The sequence below is a fragment of the Roseiconus lacunae genome (assembly GCF_008312935.1).
Taxonomy (GTDB): Bacteria; Planctomycetota; Planctomycetia; order Pirellulales; family Pirellulaceae; genus Stieleria; species Stieleria lacunae.
Map to the genome: position 1 here is coordinate 1 of NZ_VSZO01000032.1, position 1,884 is coordinate 1,884.

The 1,884-nt window shown below is 54.9% G+C and carries 1 protein-coding gene; it reads right to left on the minus strand.

The features are described 5' to 3' along the window. Window positions 1-811 precede the first annotated feature (811 nt). On the minus strand, window positions 812-1,237 hold the full coding sequence (locus FYC48_RS22225) for a hypothetical protein (RefSeq protein ID WP_149498997.1): 426 nt from the start codon (window positions 1,235-1,237) through the stop codon (window positions 812-814). Window positions 1,238-1,884: the final 647 nt, after the last annotated feature.

Consider the following 1,884-nt stretch of genomic DNA (forward strand, 5'->3'; position numbering starts at 1 on the left):
GATCTGAAGCAACATCGATAGGCGATGGGCTTCTTCTGAGCACGGAACAAAACCATTGATCATCGATGAACCGTTAGCGATTCTAGAGATCGCAGAGAAACAGTGGGCCTCACCACCGGGCGTCGGATGGCATCGCGAACGTTGGTGATAACGGGGTCGCGGCCAAACATCTTGAACTCAGGAAACAGCAGCGCCCGCGACTCCCGTTCATCACATGGTTCGTCAGGCTACGTTTGCCGCCGGCTGGAAGCTGGACGGACCAGAACCATTGTAGCAATCGCTGCGTGGTGATGGGCCTTATTGTCAAGCGGGATTACGATGTTAAACCGTGACCACGATTGCGATCAACAGGCGACAGAGGGTCCGTTGCCAATGGATGGGACGGTACGTGAATCAATACGGTGAACCAGGAGCGACAGCCAAACCGCAACATCAGGTGCGATCAACAGGCGACTACTGTTCCGTTGCCAATCGATGGGCCACTACGCGAGTCATCCGGCACGACGAAAGTAACTTGCGTTGCAAATCACCAAGCCATCATCCGATTGGAGAAGAGGATCTATCAAACCGTGACATCAAGAGCGATCAACAGGAAACAGAAGTCGCGTCACGAAGCGATGGCCCCGAATTCAGTCACGACGACAGGCGTCGGATCTGATCCGCACTCGAAGGTGAATGAACCAACGAACGTGATGTAGCACGACTAACGTCTGAAATCACCCGGTCGCGACGAGAGATTGTCCATTGTCAAATCGCCCGACTTCGCGACTCGGGTGCATTTCTTGGTTCGCCGCCTCTTCGTCATGCTGAATTACAGAGGAAAGTCCGGCGTCTCGGCAACAACTGTCACATCGTCGTCAGATTCGCAGATGCGACGGATTGTTTCGTGCAGCCTGTCGACCTCTGCTGTTGTGTCAACAAACATGAATTTCGACCAGCTCCACTTTCTACCCCGCGGCGTCAACACTGTGGCACACAAATCGAGAGCGTCGCTATCGGGGATCTGCATGCCGTATACCCCGATGCCACACGTGAACGGTAGCCCAGAAATAGTGACCCACCACCCCCAGTCTTCGCAAACGAAATCAGACGCCTCGTATCCGTTCTCAATCAAATGAGATTGCAAATAGCGAGCAAACGCCTTTCCGTACATGCCCTCGTTGACAAGTTCATCATCCTCGCCCGGCATCACGCCAAGCTTTGGCGATCGGACGTGAAGGAAGGGGCTGGAACTCATCGGGGTTTACGTATGTCGGCGAACGGCGGGGATCACGCGGCCGCCGCAAGTGATCATCCACTTCAAAAACCACGACTCGGCGGCTCGTCGTGCATCGAATTGTTCGTCGATTTACGGTTGCTGCCGGCGCGAAGCTGGACGGACGTGATTCATTGTAACAATCGCTAAGCAGCATGGGGTGATCCATCAGTCTGGGTCGGGATCAGCATCGTGTGTGCGAATCGTGGTGCCGGAGTCAAGCGACATCCGATCGATGAATCATTCCGGAGTGTTGGGACGATTCTAAGACTCCACCGCGACGACGCGATGGGCGTACAGGATCACGAACCATTGTTGGCGATTGTTGGTTGTTGGAAACGTTTACCAAACCGCGACTTCAAGAGCGATCACCAGGAAACAGAGGTCGCGTCATCATGCGGTGGGCCGACTACAGTCACCATATCCGGCTTGTGCGTCGTTCCAAACTCAAAGCTAGAAGAACCGACCAGCGTGACCAAGCACGACGAACGGCTAGGATCACCGGGCAACGGCGATCGAGTAGAAACTAAAACCCAAAGGCGCCCGACTCCGTTGCTCCGTGTGCATCCGATTGTTCGCGAGCCCGGGCGTGACGACAGTATGAAGCATCGTCGCTGCTCGCCAGTGTA